14 protein-coding genes and 1 tRNA gene are annotated in these 15,619 nt (G+C 58.4%); 5 read left to right on the forward strand and 10 right to left on the reverse strand.

The window, feature by feature from the left end:
* The first annotated feature begins 177 nt into the window (after positions 1–177).
* Both BN2664_RS00750 and BN2664_RS00755 read left to right on the forward strand, forming a co-directional pair.
* Positions 178–1,962 carry an ABC transporter ATP-binding protein gene (locus BN2664_RS00750; protein ID WP_007000307.1) on the forward strand — a complete coding sequence of 595 codons (1,785 nt, stop codon included), beginning with the start codon at positions 178–180 and terminating at the stop codon, positions 1,960–1,962.
* Complete coding sequence (locus BN2664_RS00755) at positions 1,959–3,737, forward strand: ABC transporter ATP-binding protein (protein WP_007000308.1); 1,779 nt, start codon at positions 1,959–1,961, stop codon at positions 3,735–3,737. The genes BN2664_RS00750 and BN2664_RS00755 overlap by 4 nt, the downstream gene beginning before the upstream one ends.
* Before the next feature lie 134 nt (positions 3,738–3,871).
* Here the strand turns inward: BN2664_RS00755 and BN2664_RS00760 are convergent, their stop codons facing one another.
* The 3 genes from BN2664_RS00760 to BN2664_RS00770 form a co-directional block, all read right to left on the reverse strand.
* Positions 3,872–4,534, reverse strand: coding sequence for an HAD hydrolase-like protein (locus tag BN2664_RS00760; RefSeq protein ID WP_007000309.1), 663 nt, complete (start codon positions 4,532–4,534; stop codon positions 3,872–3,874).
* A complete protein-coding gene (locus BN2664_RS00765) occupies positions 4,531–5,145 on the reverse strand; it encodes an L-threonylcarbamoyladenylate synthase (RefSeq protein ID WP_007000310.1) in 615 nt (204 codons plus the stop codon). Before BN2664_RS00765 ends, BN2664_RS00760 begins: the two co-directional genes overlap by 4 nt.
* A gap of 139 nt (positions 5,146–5,284) precedes the next feature.
* The gene (locus tag BN2664_RS00770; protein WP_007000311.1) at positions 5,285–5,947 is read right to left on the reverse strand and encodes a hypothetical protein; all 663 of its coding nucleotides are present in this window, start codon (positions 5,945–5,947) and stop codon (positions 5,285–5,287) included.
* Between the two features lie 33 nt (positions 5,948–5,980).
* On the opposite strand from BN2664_RS00770, the gene BN2664_RS00775 reads away from it, so the two are divergent.
* Together BN2664_RS00775 and fucO are read left to right on the forward strand one after the other, a co-directional pair.
* Complete coding sequence (locus BN2664_RS00775) at positions 5,981–6,217, forward strand: hypothetical protein (protein ID WP_007000312.1); 237 nt, start codon at positions 5,981–5,983, stop codon at positions 6,215–6,217.
* A gap of 183 nt (positions 6,218–6,400) precedes the next feature.
* Positions 6,401–7,552: a lactaldehyde reductase gene (gene fucO / locus BN2664_RS00780; RefSeq protein ID WP_007000313.1), complete on the forward strand. Its 1,152-nt coding sequence runs from the start codon at positions 6,401–6,403 to the stop codon at positions 7,550–7,552.
* A gap of 159 nt (positions 7,553–7,711) precedes the next feature.
* Here the strand turns inward: fucO and BN2664_RS00785 are convergent, their stop codons facing one another.
* The 5 genes from BN2664_RS00785 to BN2664_RS00805 all read right to left on the reverse strand — a co-directional run bounded on the left by BN2664_RS00785 (position 7,712) and on the right by BN2664_RS00805 (position 10,482).
* Positions 7,712–8,218, reverse strand: a complete 507-nt coding sequence (locus tag BN2664_RS00785; RefSeq protein ID WP_007000314.1) for a DUF3145 domain-containing protein — start codon at positions 8,216–8,218, stop codon at positions 7,712–7,714.
* Between the two features lie 131 nt (positions 8,219–8,349).
* Positions 8,350–8,841, reverse strand: coding sequence for a peptide deformylase (def, locus tag BN2664_RS00790; protein WP_007000315.1), 492 nt, complete (start codon positions 8,839–8,841; stop codon positions 8,350–8,352).
* Between the two features lie 82 nt (positions 8,842–8,923).
* Positions 8,924–9,526 carry a TetR/AcrR family transcriptional regulator gene (locus BN2664_RS00795; protein WP_007000316.1) on the reverse strand — a complete coding sequence of 201 codons (603 nt, stop codon included), beginning with the start codon at positions 9,524–9,526 and terminating at the stop codon, positions 8,924–8,926.
* A gap of 353 nt (positions 9,527–9,879) precedes the next feature.
* Positions 9,880–9,951, reverse strand: a tRNA-Asn gene (locus BN2664_RS00800).
* Between the two features lie 123 nt (positions 9,952–10,074).
* Complete coding sequence (locus tag BN2664_RS00805; RefSeq protein ID WP_007000317.1) at positions 10,075–10,482, reverse strand: hypothetical protein; 408 nt, start codon at positions 10,480–10,482, stop codon at positions 10,075–10,077.
* Positions 10,483–10,677: 195 nt separating this feature from the next.
* Between BN2664_RS00805 and BN2664_RS00810 the strand changes: the two genes are divergently transcribed.
* On the forward strand, positions 10,678–11,916 hold the full coding sequence (locus BN2664_RS00810) for a peptidoglycan bridge formation glycyltransferase FemA/FemB family protein (RefSeq protein ID WP_007000318.1): 1,239 nt from the start codon (positions 10,678–10,680) through the stop codon (positions 11,914–11,916).
* Positions 11,917–11,974: 58 nt separating this feature from the next.
* Here BN2664_RS00810 and BN2664_RS00815 read toward each other — a convergent pair whose 3' ends face one another.
* The gene (locus BN2664_RS00815; protein WP_007000319.1) at positions 11,975–13,222 is read right to left on the reverse strand and encodes a carboxylate--amine ligase; all 1,248 of its coding nucleotides are present in this window, start codon (positions 13,220–13,222) and stop codon (positions 11,975–11,977) included.
* Between the two features lie 58 nt (positions 13,223–13,280).
* On the reverse strand, positions 13,281–15,473 hold the full coding sequence (gene murJ / locus BN2664_RS00820; RefSeq protein ID WP_231723425.1) for a murein biosynthesis integral membrane protein MurJ: 2,193 nt from the start codon (positions 15,471–15,473) through the stop codon (positions 13,281–13,283).
* Between the last annotated feature and the right edge of the window lie 146 nt (positions 15,474–15,619).

A 15,619-nucleotide genomic window follows, 5' to 3' on the forward strand; every position in this document is an offset into this window, starting at 1 on the left:
TCCGTCGTTGCTGACGAACGGTACAGGGTCGCTCCTTTTTTACGCGGAGATCTGTAACTTCAACTCGCACCTCAACCAGCCGGTGATTTCGCCGCTCATATCCCACGTGCCCGGAGGGCCGTGGCTTTTTCCTGGAGCCCGAAATCCTGACTCGAAAGCACTCGGCGAAAGGTTCGAATGACCGTCTATAAATTAGCGTGGCGTTATCTGCGTGCTCACGCCGGAGAACTCACCGGCGTGCTCCTTCTCCAGGTAATCCAGGTGCTCCTCAACCTCGTGCTCCCCGCCCTCAACGCGCGGGTGATCGACGAAGGAATCCTGGCGAATGACCCCGGCCTCGTATGGAAAATCGGCCTCATTATGGTCGCATTCACCCTGGTACAGGCAATCTGCTCGGCGGGTGCGATCTTCCTTGGATCGCGTATTTCCACTCGCATGGGCCGGGATTTGCGGCGTGACACCTTCACCCATGTGCAGCGTTTCTCCCCGGCCGACCAGCGGCATTTTGGCGCTTCCACCCTGGTCACCCGCAATACCAACGACGTCATGGGCATCCAGATGGTCACCCTCCTCACCTTCACGGTGATGGTGATGGCCCCCATTATGGGCGTGGGCGGAATCATTATGGCCATTGGCCAGGATGTGGCACTCTCCGCCACCTTGCTGGTTATCGTTCCGGTGCTAACCCTCATCATTCTGCTGTGCATGCGAGCGCTCATTAAGCGCTACCAGGTTCTCCAGGACCGAGTGGACGCAATTAACGAGGCTCTGCGCGGCCAGCTGGCCGGCGTGAGGGTAATCCGCGCTTTCCGCCGCCAGGAAGATATCGCCAAACTCTTCGATAAATCCAACCGCACCTATCGGCGCCTCATGCTTGAGATCGGAACGATTTGGTCGGGCCTCATGCCGCTTATGTCCGTGGTGATCGGGATCGCCTCGGCCGTTATTGTGTGGCTGGGTGGCCATCGCATTGACGCCTCCGCCATGCCGGTGGGCGCGCTCACCGCTTTTATCACCTACCTCATGATGATCCTCGGTGCGGTGATGATGCTGGGCATGATCATTATGATCGTGCCGCGCGGTAACGTTTCAGCGCGCCGCATCCTGGAGGTTCTGGAAGCCCAGCCCTCCATTTCCTCTCCCGAATCGCCCGCCCCACTTCCGGCGTCGCCCCTCACCTTTACGTTGGAGAACGTTTCGTTGACCTACGACGACGCCGAAGAGCCCTCCGTCTGCGATGTGGACCTCACCCTCGCTCCCGGCACGACGACGGCGATTGTGGGCTCTTCTGGTTCGGGTAAGTCCTCGCTGATCAAGATCCTGCCCCGTCTGGTCGACCCAACCGCGGGAAGCTATCGAGTCAACGGCGTTGAGGTTCGTGACCTTGACCTGCGCGCCTTCCGCCGGCGCATTGCCTATGTGCCCCAGCGCGCATTCCTCTTCTATGGCACGATTGCGAGCAACGTCGCCGGATCTCCCGAAAACATTGACCGCGAGCGCGTTCAGCGCGCCCTCGATGTTGCCCAGGCCAGCGATTTCGTTGCGGAGCAGGGCGGGCTCGATGCTGTGGTGGAAACCGGCGGTAAGAACCTTTCGGGTGGGCAGCGTCAGCGCATTACGATTGCCCGCGCGCTTTACCGCGCCCTTCCCGATCCTTCCGGCAAACCAGGAGCGGATCTGATCGTGTTCGACGATTCGTTCTCCGCCCTCGACTTTGCCACTGATGCAAAGCTTCGCCAGGCCCTGCGCACCGAGGCGGCGAGCTGCGCCGTCGTGATTGTTGCGCAACGCATCTCCACCACTCGAAATGCCGATGCAATTCTCGTGCTCGCGGAAGGGCGCCCCGCCGGCTACGGGACCCACGATGAGCTTTTACAAAGTTCGACCGTGTATCGCGAAATCGTGGAATCACAAGACCATTCACAGGCAGTGAGCGCGCAGAAAACGGAGGATGCACAGTGAGACAGCACGTTGAACCGCCGCGCGATACCAAGGCAGCGTTGCGCAAAATCGCCTCAAACCTCAACGGTGAAAAGTGGCGGATTTCCGCCGTCCTTATTATTACTCTGGGCTCCGTCGTGACCGCGGTGGTGGGACCTTTGCTTTTGGGCATGGGCACCAATGTGATCGTCGACGGCATCCAGGGCAAAGGAATCGACTATGACCGGCTGGCCCAGATTCTGCTGTGGACGGTTGCCGCTTACGCTCTCTCCTCCGCTCTGCGGTTTATCGCCAGCTTCATTATTCGCCTGATCATTCAGGATCTGGGATACCGCATGCGCCGCGATGCGCAGGAAAAAATTGATCGCATGCCGCTGGGGCAAATCGATAAACAGCAGCGCGGTGATGTGCTTTCGACCGTCACGAACGATATCGATAACGTCACCCAGTCGCTCCTGCAGACGCTGGCGGAAGTTATTACCGCGATATATCAGGTGATCGGGATTATCGGGATCATGCTCTACCTCTCCTGGAGCCTCACCCTGGTGTCGATCCTGACGCTTCCCCTGGGCGGCTACCTGGTGGTGCAACTGCTCAAGCGCTCCAAAAAGCAGTTCCGTTTGCAGTGGAACCTCACCGCGGATGTCTCTTCGATCGTGGAAGAATCCTTCACCGGGCTTGATGTTGTTGCCGCTTACGGTCTCGAGGATGAATTCCAGGATCGCTTCGATTCGACCAACGATGCCCTGTTCGACGCCGGTTTCAAGGCCCAGGCCATCTCGCAGATGTCCCAGCCGACAATGACGGTGGTTACCAATGCCATGTTCGTGATCGCGACGGTAATGGGCGGTCTGCAGGCTATTGGCGGGATTCTCACGATTGGCGGCTTGCAGGCATTCCTCCAGTACTCGCGGCAGATTTCTCAGCCCATCCAGTCCCTGGCTTCCACCGCTAATATGTTGCAGTCCGCGGCCTCCTCCACCGAGCGAATCTCCGATTTCATGGCCGAGCCGGAAATGGAAGAGGATACGACCACTACCTATGCTGATGTGGTTCGCCCCGAGAATCGACGCGGAAAGATTGAGTTCGACCACGTCCGCTTCTCTTACAGCCCGGAAACTCCGGTCATTCGCGATCTTTCCTTCGTGGCCGAGCCGGGCCAAACGGTTGCGATCGTTGGCCCTACCGGAGCCGGAAAGACCACCCTGGTGAACCTCCTCATGCGTTTCTACGAGGTTGATTCCGGTGCCATTAGGGTCGACGGCGTCGATATCCGCGACTTTTCTAAGGATTCTCTACGCTCCCATTTCGGAATGGTTCTCCAAGATACCTGGCTCTTCTCCGGTACCGTCTGGGAGAACATCGCCTTTGGCGATGAGAACGCCACCAAAGCCGATGCGGTGCAATCGGCCAAGGCAATTGGGATCGACCGCTTTGTGCGGACCCTCCCCGGCGGGTACGAGGCACATCTTGGCTCGGAAGGTGACAACATATCCACCGGAGAAAAGCAGCTCCTGACGATTGCGCGCGCCTACCTCGCCGATCCGGACGTCCTCATTTTGGATGAAGCAACCTCGTCTGTGGATACCCGCACCGAACAGATGATTCAAAAGGCTATGAGTGAGTTGCGGGTGGGGCGAACCAGCTTTGTTATTGCCCACCGCCTGTCCACGATCGTCGATGCGGACGTCATCTTAGTAATGGAGCACGGCGACGTCGTCGAACAAGGAACTCACGACGAGCTACTGGCTCGGGGCGGAGCTTACGCGAACCTCTATCAGAGCCAGTTCGCCTAAAATCGCCTCAGAAGCCAGCCACAAAACACACAGCAATATGCCCGAGGCGCCTGCCGCACCTCGGGCATATTGCATTTTTTGCTAAAGCATTGTTATTTGCTTAAACGTTCCTTTTGCTGGAGCGTTGCTCTTCGCTAAAGCGTTGCTTCAATCTCCCCGCGAGAGAAACCCAAAAGCAACTCTTGCAACTCATCGACCGTATCGACCCGCCCCCAGGCAAGATCGAATTCCTCGGCGGGCCCATTGCTCCATCCCACCAACACCGTCGGGACACCGTTCGCCGCAGCTCCTTCAATATCGTGAATCCGATCGCCCACCATGAGGGCTGAGCTGGCGTCCACTCCCTGCGCCGCCAGGCACTCCAAAGCATCGGCAACCACCATCGCCTTGGTGTAGTCCGGGCGATTCTCCGGATCTCCGGCTATACACAAAAAGTGGTCGGCGATTTCCCAATGCTCCAGGAGGGCCCGCGCATTGTGCTTATTCTTCGAGGTGGCGACGGCGAGCGGAACGCCCTCGGCTTGCAGATTGGCGACCATATCCGCCATTCCCTCAAACACCGGGGTATCCAGCATGACTTTCTCGTACCGGCGCCGGTAGCGCGCGACCATGTCCACCGGATCTTCCGCACCTAGTTTGGTGAAAGTATCCGCCAGCGGTGGCCCAATAAACTGCACAAAGAAATCAAGCGGGTAGTCTCGGCCCATTTCCTCGCGGACGGTTGCCTGGAAAATACGCGTGACGACGGGCGCTGAGTCAATCAGCGTGCCATCGAGGTCGATGAGGACTGGTTTCACAATTCAATTCCGGTGATGTCACCGGCTCCTTCCCTACGGACTTCGCGGATAACCAAGTCGAGAACGGTGGTGGCACCATCCCCTACCGGGCCGCCAGCAATAATATCTACTTCGTGCCCGAGTTTCTCCTCGACTTCTTCGCCGGTGCGCAGAGGTTCGCTCTCCCCCGGCAAAATAAGCGTCGAGGAAAGCACCGGCTCTTGATTGGCTTCCACAATGGCCTGCGTAATCTTGTGATCGGGGATGCGCACACCCACGGTCTTCTTTTTCTTATTGAGAGTGGCGTTCGGAACTTCCTTGGTCCCCTTCAAAATGAAGGTATACGGACCGGGAGTGAGTTGCTTGATCAGCCGGAAATCGGGGTTATCCACAATCACGAGTTGCCCCAGCTGCGCGAAATCCCGGCACAGCAGAGTGAAATCGTGCTTTTCACCCACCTTGCGGATGGTTCGAATACGCTCCAAACCACTTTTATTTGCCATCCGGCTCACCAGCGCATAACCCGAATCGGTGGGAATTGCCGCTACCCCTCCGTCGCGTAGCACATCAACGACCTTGTTGACGTAACGCGCCTGCGGATTTTCCGGATGAATTTCAACTAGCGTTGCCATATTTCCCCTTTCATAGTGCCGAAAAATGCTCCGCGTCTCTCGGCCCGCACGCTTGTATCACGTGCACATTTCAAAAGCCTGACACTTTGCCGCTCATCCCTTCACGGCCGGCTAATTAATAGCCTGGTGCTCCGCTGCTTTAAGCATTTCCGGATTCGGAGGTGTCCGAAACGCCGGTAACGCTCGCGGAAACCCGATTAATGGACTCCATCATCTCTTCAATCTCGGAGCGCGAAACATAAGGCTCGAGTTCGCGCATATAGGTTTTCGCTTCCTGCACCCGTTCCGCATCAAGCGCGGCATCGATAATTGCCCAACCAGCCACCGCATCTTGCTTCCCCGGCGCCCAGTGCGCCAGCCCCAGGCTGAGCGCTTGGTCAGGCATTCCCGCATCGCGCAAGATCTTCACGCATTTGGCGAGCACCTCGCCGGACGGGTTTCTATCCGCCGCCACGTTAAGCTTCTTTATTGCCCCCTGCGTATCTGACTTCACCGAGAGCCGCGCAAGTTGTATCTGGGGATACCAGGAGGAGGTATTCCCGGAAAGCTCCTCCGCCAGAGCCCAGATCGCTAAATCCGCAGAAACGGGAACCGAACCGGTAGCCGTGGTATCCGCTCGCAAGGGATCCGCTGGTGGCTGTTCTTCTTCGGCGCTCTGAGCTATCCGGACCAGCTCGTCGAAGGCGGCGACGTCGTTCGGATCATCAGCCAAGCGCGCCCGCAACTCTGCGATCCGCGCCGGTTGCTCGTCGCTTTCGACGCTATGCTGAAATAGCTGTTTCATGAGATCCAGGAATGCCATAACTCGAGCGTACCAAGAGGAGCGACATAAACAATGGACCAGATTTCGTCCGAAAAAGAAAAACTGTCACTAGATGAGGTCGCGGCGCAGGCGCTCGAGCGCGAAGGCTTTGCGGAGGTCGGGCCCGATTTTGCCTTCGCGGAAGCGGATTGCATAACGCGCTGGTCCGTCGCGGTGGCGCTGGAGGAAGCCGCCCGGCGCACGATCCCGGATGAAAGAATCCGCGCCGCCGGCACGGTACGAAAATTGGTAGATCTCTTCGAACTCTAACGCCATCAGCGGAACCATGTTCCGCATGATAGAACGCATTAAATGGCTATTTCGCGCCATTCTCTCAGCGAACACTAACTAAAGTCTCATATAAGGGCGGCAAAGTTCGGTATCGTCATAACGTGTCCCAGCAGGGCATTCTTACTTCAATCAAGCATTTCCCTAAGCATAGAAAGGCGAGAAATGACTTACCGGATGATCCTGAACCAGACCGGTTACTTCGGGCGCGGAGCGCTCGACAACCTGGTGCCCGAACTGCAACGCCGCGGTTTCAAGAAGGCGCTCGTGGTCACCGACGAAGGTGTTGCTAAGTCAGGCGTTCTGGCCAAGCTGACCGACAAGCTCGACGCCGCCGAATTCCCCTACGCCATCTTCTCCGACGTCGTCCCCAATCCGCCCGTGGAGAACGTGCAGGCGGGCGTCAAGGCGCTCCACGACGAAGGTGCGGACGTCCTCATCGGCATTGGCGGCGGTTCTCCGCAGGACACCGCGAAGGCAATTGGCATTATTGGCGCAAATCCCGAGTTCTCTGACGTTCTCTCCCTGGAGGGCGTGGCCGACACCAAGAAGCCGGCCGTGCCGATCATTGGCGTTCCGACCACCGCCGGTACCGCGTCGGAGACCACCATCAACTACGTCATCACCGACACCAAGAACAAGCGCAAGTTCGTGTGCGTCGACGAGCACGACATCCCAATCCTCGCGATCGTTGACCCTGACCTGATGGACGGCATGCCGCGTTCGCTGAAGGTAGCCACCGGTTTGGACGCGCTGACCCACGCCATCGAGGGCTTCATTACCCCCGGTGCCTGGGAGCTTTCCGACGCCGTTCACGAGAAAGCTTTCCGCATGATCGCTCAGAACCTGCAGAAGGCAGCCGACGGCGATACCGACGCCGTCGAGAAGATGGCCTACGCTTCCTACATCGCCGGCATGGGCTACTCGAACGTGGGGCTGGGCCTGGTGCACGGCATGGCGCATCCGCTCGGCGGCCGTTACAACGCTCCGCACGGAGTTGCCAACGGCATTCTGCTGGCGCCGGTTCTTGAGTATAACAAGGACTACACCGGCGAGAAGTACCGCGATATCGCGGACGCCTTTGGTGTGGAGGGCGCTTACGATCGTCCGCTCGAGGATGTTCGCAACGACGCCGTCGCCGCGGTGGCGGAACTGACCCGCGCCCTGGGCAATCCGACCAAGATTTCCGAGGTCGGCGTCACCGAGGCGGGCCTGGACGATTTGGCCGCCGACGCGCTGGCGGACGTGTGCACCCCGGGCAACCCCCGCCAGGCGACGCTCGAGGACATCCGCGCCATTTACGCCTCGCTCCTCTAAAGTCTTGTCTCGTCGCGTCGTGCTGAGCTTGCGGGCGGTACCCGTGGGCTTTGGCGCGGCGAGAGGTAAAGCAGATCAATAAAAAGATTGGGTTGCGTACCGCTCGGGTACGCAACCCAATCTTTTTTTCACAAACACGGGATTGACTAGGAAACGCGGTCACCCCACCCGGTGCAGCCACCGCACTGGAGCACCCGCACCCGCGTATCGGAACGGTTCGAGTTCGTCATCCCAAGCTTGGCCGAGGGCAAGGTCAAGGAGACGCCGAAGCTCGACTGAATCATTTCCCGCATGTTCAATCGCCGCCCGCACACGATTCTCGGGTACTACCACATTACCTGCTAAATCCGTCTGCGCATAAAAAATTCCGAGTCCTGGCGTAGCGCTCCAGCGGCCACCTTCGGAAACCGCCGTCGCATCCTCGGTAATTTCGTACCGCAGATGCTCCCACCCATTGAGTGCGGAGGCGAGAACCGCTCCCGTGCCCACCTCGCCGGTCCAGGGAACTTCAGCTCGGTTCATCTGCGGTAAAGCGGGTTGCTTCGTCCATTCAAAATGCGGCTCGTATCCGAGCACAGAAGCAACCGCCCATTCAACGTGGGGTTGAACGGCCGGTGTCACAGAATGGATGAATATAACGCCTCTGGTGGCGTGTTTGTTCACCATCACTACCTCCTGCTTCTGGGTGGCTTTCCCCTTGCTACCCCGTCGCAGGACTAATCAATGGCTGAAATAACTATAGCGTGCCCGGGGCGGAAAGTTGAATATGCTCCTCACCGCCCGCGGGCCGATCCGCCTTAAAGTTTCAAATCGCGGATTTCTTTCATCGCCCGCTTACGCACATCCTTGGCAAGACGGTCGATGTAGAGGTGGCCGTCCAAGTGGTCGACCTCGTGTTGAATGCAACGGCCCATCAGCTCTTCGCCTTCAACAATCTTCTTCTTACCATCCAGGTCGATGCCCTCCGCCCGGGCGTACCAGGAGCGCTCCGTCGGGAACCAGAGGCCGGGAACGGAAAGGCAGCCTTCGTCCCCGTCCTGGTATTCATCTTCTGACAGCTCCACGATGCGCGGATTGAGGATGTAGTCCACTTCGCCGTCGATATTCCACGAAAACGCCCGCAGGGAGACGCCGATCTGATTTGCGGCGAGGCCGGCGCGCCCGTCCTCATTCACGTTTTCCAAAAGATCCTCGACCAGTTGCTTCACGCCCGCATCAATCTCGCGAATTTCATCGCAGGGCGTGCGCAACACCGGATCGCCAATTACTCGAATTTCTCGAAAAGCCATGGCGCTATTGTCTCACACCTGGGGCGCGGGCAGACCCGCTCCCCAGGCGATTCTAGATTTCGCGCGATTGCGGCTGCTCCTCCTAGAGCTGGAAAGCGTTGAGAAGGAAACGAAGGGTAATTGCTCGCGTTTCGGGAATCTTATCTTTCCCGTCCTCCACCAGCGTCAACGCATTCACCAATACGCCAGCGAGGAGGGTGACGATAACTTCCGGATTACCCTGCAGGCCAATCAGATTTTCTGCCTGGGCGCCGCGCACAATCTCCACCATAAAACGCACCAGGCGCCGAATGACGGGATATTCCTTTTCCGAGTCGTTATTGCGCATATTGGCCAGGCCAACCGCGAAAATCCGGGTGGAAAGCTGGTCGTTAGCGTAAGTATCGAAAAGATACTCGACCATCCGCTCGAGCCGATCGGTGGCGCTCATGGTTTCGTCGCTCGCAATGCGCTCGAAAGTATCCGACAGCGAGAGGTGATCGGCCGCGACGTGCCCGAACAGCTCAGCCTTGTCCGAAACGTAATTGTAGAGAGTGTTACGCGCAATGCCGGAGCGCTTGGCGACGTCGCCCATGGTGATACGAGAATACGACTTCTCCATCAGCAACTCTTCGAAAGCCTCTTTGATACGTTGCCTGATGAGTTTACGATGCTCTTCCACCGTCTCCGCTTGGATCTTGGGCATCAGAAATCCTCTCTAGGAAAGTAGCGGCCAGGTTTGCATCGTTGAAACGCGACCGGCAGTTGTGCGCATCCTCTATTGAAGTTTAGTTGCCTTCCGCCCTCTGGGGAGACCCGACGCGCAAATCGGATTCTCGAAAATAAATCCGGCAAGCGCGACAGAAAAAGAAAAACGAAAAGCTAGTTCAAAATGTTAGAGACAATTAACTTAGTGGTGTCTCTAAGGCGCTAGAAAGGACCCAAAACTAAGTTTTCGCACCCTCAATTGGTCTACCCTTGTTCCACATACGTTCCACGCGGGCCTTAAATGTTTTAGCCCGGAAGCACTTTTCGTTGTGTTTCCGGGCTTTTTACTTGCTCCCGCAGCTGGACTCGAACCAGCAACCCTTCGATTAACAGTCGAATGCTCTGCCATTGAGCTATGCGGGATTGTTCGCAACGAATAGATACCTTAGCAGGCGATCCGGGTTCACGCCAAATCGAGAATCGGTGGTCTCCCACTCCTGATCGGGCTCACCTCCGTCGCCCGCGGGGCGCGAGCAAACCGCGAGTTTAGGCCCAAATATCAAGTTCGTAGCACTGCGTCGCGGGCGCAAATTCCCGCACGACGGAAGCCGAGAGATTAAGGTCACTGGCTGATTTGAGCGAGTCCCAGCCTTCACGAGCCAGCCTGCCGGCGAAGAAGAGCAATACGAAGAGGACGAGGCCGCAAAGCAAGCCAATGACCATGCGCCGCCGGGTTATGCGTTGCAGCTCGGCGAGTTGCCGGGCACGAACCTCATCCGCCTCCTCACCAGCAGGAGGTGCATCGTGAGCAGAAAGCTCGTCATGGGCAAGCGCCGCCCCGTCAGCAGGAAGTGCCGCGTCCGCTTGGAACTCCTGAGGAGCGCTAGGCTCCTGGTGAGCTAGCGGCTCCTCGCCCTGAAAAGCTTCCGGATTCTCAACTGGTTCTTCACGCATGGTGACAGAATACCGGCCAGCCGGGCCGCGTTCACTTGCGCGATGCCCTGCTACGACCGGGCCGGCGCCCTCCGTCGATCTTGAGGTCAGTTACCCATCCATCCCCACGGCCCGCCTTTCCGGCCCTCCCCGCCGTTCCTCTCTCCGCCCCTCCGGTATAATCGGAGCGAGTTATTGCGTCTCGAGGATAGTGTTATGCAATTTGTGTCTTTGTCCCGCGCCGAATACGCGCAAGCCGTGGCTGACGCGGATCGTCTTTTTCTCCCCCAGCTGCCCGAGTACGGCAAAGTGGTAGAAGACCGGGGGGAAAAGGTGGAGTACGTCGGGGTGCGGCGGGACGGCGCCGTCGTCGCATCTGCCTTGATTCACTATCAACCGTGGAAGAAGTTCTTCCTGCGGGCACTTATTGTTTCTGGCCCCACGCTTGATTGGAAAGATGAAGACGTCGTATGCTTCTTCTTTGCGAACCTCATCGCTCACGTCAAGAAAAACAAGCGCGTGCTGTCTCTGCGCGTCTCGCCAAATGTTCCTGCCGCGTTCTACCGCGACGTCGAGAAAGTTGAGGACGCCCCCATCGGTAAGGCCATCAACGCTTTCCTCACCGGGATCGGTTTCGATCGCCTCAAAAAAGAGTTCTATGACCAACCCGATATTCCAATTCGCTTTATCTACACCAAGGACATCGCTGATAAAAGCTTCGAGGAAATCGCAGATTCACTCTCGAAGACGATGCGACGGCAGGTCAAGCACGTGGGCCGCTACGGCGTCGAGGTGAAAATCCTCGGTAGCGAGGACTGGGACGTATTTCAGGAGCTATACGATTCGAGCCGCGAACGCACCGATATGGCTGAACTTTCCGGCTCGTCCATCGGCCTCTACCGCCACCTTATGGATGAGCTGGGCCCCGAAAAGGCAATTCTCGTGGTCGCTTACGCGCATCCGGAAACGTATCTCAAGGAGATCGAGGATAATCTGAGCGATTTGCGCACTCAGATTGCCCAAAAGGAGGAGCCGCCGCTCACCACGAAGAAAGAGCGCGCCCTGAAGGAACTCAATAGCCAGGCGAATTCACTCCAGCGCCAACTCACTGAGGTGAAAGACCTCGCTGACCGATACGGCGATAATGTTCCGTTCGCGGGTGTGCTGGCTTTCCGTTCGGGCAATGAGATTCTCCAGCTCCTGCGCGGATTCAATAAAGAATTCACAACCTTCAATCGCGATTACCCGATCGAATCAGCCCTTTTGCGCTGGGCGGCCGACCGCGATTTCAAGGTCTACAACACCTACGGAGTCTCCGGGATCCTCGACGACAGCGCTCCCGACGCTAATGTGATCGCTTACAAGCGCAAGCTCGACGGGAATATGGAAGAGTTCATCGGCACGTACATGTTGCCGGTTTCTCCGCTTGCGCGGGTGCTGGGAGCACTGGCCTAGCCCGCCCCTGCTACACCCGGAAACCGGCGAGCTACTAGTCCGTCTGGGGATCATCCGTCTAAAAGCCGGTGGCGGTGGGAGCGGGATAATACGTGCGCATATTCTTCGCTTCTCGCGCCAAATGGACCGCGTGGTAGAAGGCGCGCTTCACGTTCTTGTCCCGTTCGTAAACAAGCGGGTCGACGACGCCGCCGCGGCGCTGGCGAACAGCTTTCACCTGGCGCAAAAGCTCGGGGTCGCGCAGATAGGTTGCATTGGCGAGTTGCGGAGGAATAATGGCAAAGATTGCCTCGCGGCTAATGCGTTGCCGGCCCCCGCGGATCTCGAACATATCGTCGAGCAAAGCACGTGCCAGATCCACTCCTCCAGCTTTGAGATAGTAGTGGCCGCGGCCCGCACGCGGATTGAGATCTAGCCAGTATGCTGTGCCGTCTCGCGGATCGATCTTGACGTCAATCGAGAAGAAGCCGCGCAGACCAATATGCTTGACCAGGCGAATTGCGTCGTCGACAAGAGTTCCCTGAGGGTCGGTGAGGATCAGGCCCGCGTTGCCGAGGTAGCTGGGCGTATGCAATCCAAGTAAGACCCTCCCTGAGCCGGCGGCGGTCGCCTCTCCGGTCGCGTCAATATAGCCGTTGACGACCCACTGCGTGGTGTCATCACCCGGGATAAGCTGCTGAACCAGGACGGGCACATCAACGCCGGCCTCGTTGAGCTGTCCGAGTTTTTTCACCAACTCATCGGGAGTTTCGAAAGGCTCGACCTTCGCTAGTCCCTGGCTGTAATGGGCAATGAGATCGGTACTCTCCGCTGGTTTGAGAACCACCGGGAAAGGCATCTCCGAGAGCTCCATCAGCCAGCTTCCCGGCCGCGAAAGGTCGAGCGTACGCACCACCGGCACACTGAGGCCTAGCTCCGCATAAACCTGTGCCATGCGGGTTTTCGAGTTCGCCGTCTCCACCGTTTCCGCGGGGGCAAATGGGAGGGCCCAGCGGGAGTTAATGCGCGATCTATTGCGGGCGATGATGCGGACGCCCTGGTCGCTATTGTTCAGCGCGATAAGGAGTGTTCCCGGATTCTCCTGCGCGATCTCCTCCATAAGGGCAAGCATTTTCGGTTCGTTATCCAGAACGCCCCGACCTACAAACTTGGTCCGGAGGATCCGCGAATCATTGATCGGTCCGCGCGGGAAGGGAGCCACGATCAGACTTTGCAGTTGCGCCGTCTCATGGAAGAGCCGGGCAAAGCTGTACGCCTCAATTTCGTTGCCGAAAATAACCGGTAGAACATTGCGCGTTTTCTTCACGCTTTCCTCCCCTGTTGCGAACCGCATTGCCCGCTGCGCCAGTCCTCGTTAGCCGTCACTATCTCAATGATTTTAACCTACTCAGGATCCGCTTTAGCGGGGATAGGAAAACTCGGACCTCGGAAATTTTCAGCGCGACCAGGAGTAACAGATAGAGCCCCGCCACCAGGCTACCAACTACCACACTAGCCACCAGCGCGGTGAGCACAGACATGGGGGCAAAAAGCGGCCCAAAAAGTCGCAGAAGGGCAAAGCCCGCCGCTAGGGTAACCCCCGATACCAGACCCAGTTTCAGGTGGAAAAGCGCCAGTCCGCGATAGTTCCATCCGCCCACTCGCGGAGAGAGGCGCGCGAGCATGGCGAGCGCGCAGGCAATATTCGTCACGGACATGACCAGGCCAACCCCTGCAACCACCCACTGCGGGGGGAGAAATCCGCAAATGAGGAACCCGACTACTCCCGCACCCTGGAAGGGCAGGTTGATCCAGAAGGCGCCGCGGGTGTCTTCATAGGCGTAGTACACCCGGTTGAGGACCTGCACCGCGCCAATAGCAATCAGACCAATCGACATGGTGGCTACCACGCGGGCCAAAGTAACCGCCTCATCCGGGGAAGACGTCAGCGCGAAAATCCGCGAAATCGGTACCGAAAGAACAATCATGCCAATCGCGCAGAGGAACATAATCACCGAGACAAACTTCAGAGTTCGCTCTACGTCTTTGCGCATACGGGTGATTTCACCCTCCGCGACGGCCCGGGACATACGAGTGAACACCGCCGTCGCGATTGAAACCACGAACAGGGAGGTGGGAATGGAGTATATGGTGTAGGCGGTGTCATAGGCGAAGTTGCCAGCAACGTGATGCAGATTTATCCCCGCCGCATCGGCCCTGGCGGAGGCTCCCGCCGCCACATTTGAGGTGATGGCAGTGGGAATGAAGGAAATGAGCATGGTCAGCGCCATCCACCACGAGGCGCGGCCCGCGGCTCCCAGGCCCGCTCCGCGCCAATGGAAATCGAATCTAAAGCGCACGCCCGCCGAACGCAGTGGCCATACCAAAATAAGCGCTTGCGCCACGATTCCTAAAGTGGAGATCCCTCCGATCGCACCGACTCGCGCCGAAGTCCAGGCGGGCACATCTGCGCCGTCGGCAAGAGAAACCGGGCCCCACACCAGGAGGATCCCCAGGAACCCGAGGATCGCCACCACATTATTGAGCGCGGGCGCCCACATGTAGGGACCGAAGCTTTCGCGCGCGTTGAGCACTTGCCCCATGACGGTGTACATGCCATAAAAGAAAATCTGCGGCAGGCACCAATAGGCGAATTGGACGGTAAGGCGATACCACTCCTCCGCCATCGTCGCGGCCATCATCTTGACGATTAGCGGAGCGGCGGCGGTGATCAGCGCCGTAACGACGCCCAGGCCAACGATGGCGATCGTTAGCAACTTGTTGATATACGCTTGGCCGCCGTCGTCGCTACGTTTGGTGGCACGAACGATTTGCGGCACCAAAACCGCGTTGACGATACCGCCAACAATCACCATATAAATGAGATTGGGTAGCTTGTTGGCCACGTTGAAGGCGTTGCCGGCTTGGCTGGTGAGCCCCACCACCGCGGCGAGCAGAATTGGGCTACGCACCAGGCCGAGAATGCGAGAAACAAAGGTTCCCGCGAACATAATGAGCGAGTTGTAGGCGGTTGAGCGAGGGCGACTTGCGCGCGAACTTTCCGGCGCCTTCGGAGCGGTTTCTGGTTCCGGTTCGCGGGGCGACGACGCCGCCGTACGGTGTTGGCGCTCGTAGGCGCTCAGGCCTCCCGAACCGGTAAAGGCGTCGCGCCGCCTGCGCTCGGCTCGCCGGCGAGCGCGCTCACGCCGCGTCTGTTCATATTCGGGATCAATGCCGCGCGGATGTTCCTTCGCGTCGCCGGTGGGTGCCCAAGCGCGGGGCGCGCCGGGGCCGGCTGGATAGCGTAAGGCTGGCAGGGTCCGAGTTGCGCCCGGGTCAGATTCCTCTGCATTTCCAGCCACGGGAATACGGGTATCGGTGTAGTCCTGCCCGGGATTCTCGGCCCCGGCCACCGCCGGAATTTCACCGGTGAACTCAGCAACGAAATCGGCAACGCCTGGATTCACCTGCAGGCCGGAGGGCTCCGCGGTCAAAGGATGCGTGGCCCAGGGGCGCATTCCCGCATCCCCCGCAAAATGCCGCCCGCTCTCACCGTGTCTTCTCGGCCTAAAACGCATGTGTTGATGCTACCGCGTTAGTTGGGCACGCTGTCTTTACCGCGCGGAAAATTACAGAACGGAAGCATTTCCATGCTTCGCGGGAGTTACCGGTGAGCGCCTCGCCCGGAGTGAAGAGCGTCCACGGGGTGAAGAGTGCTAACAGC

Origin of the sequence: Actinobaculum massiliense (assembly GCF_001457435.1) — a bacterium.
Classification (GTDB): Bacteria; Actinomycetota; Actinomycetes; order Actinomycetales; family Actinomycetaceae; genus Actinobaculum; species Actinobaculum massiliense.